Consider the following 243-nt stretch of genomic DNA (forward strand, 5'->3'; position numbering starts at 1 on the left):
ATCAGCATCTGCATCTGCGTCAGCGTCTGCGTCTGGACCATACTCAATTATTTCATCAATTGGTTCTTTTGTGATTTCTTCTGTTGGTTCACCTTCGCCTACTTTTTCTCCTGTTAATGGATTTTTCGTAGTTGGTGTTGTAATTGTTTTTTCTCCATTTTCACCTTTTTGTACGACTTCTTCTGTACCAGGTGCTAAATCTGGATTAAATTTACGTTTTGTTTCATACGGAATCTCTTCTTT

General features: G+C 37.4%; 1 protein-coding gene. It reads right to left on the bottom strand.

The genetic code is table 11. The annotated features are described in order from the left end of the window. A partial coding sequence (locus tag HMPREF2561_RS10310; RefSeq protein ID WP_176743838.1) for a G5 domain-containing protein occupies nucleotides 1–243 on the bottom strand: 243 nt, incomplete at both ends.

Source organism: Staphylococcus sp. HMSC069E10, assembly GCF_001809205.1.
Lineage (GTDB): Bacteria > Bacillota > Bacilli > Staphylococcales > Staphylococcaceae > Staphylococcus > Staphylococcus hominis.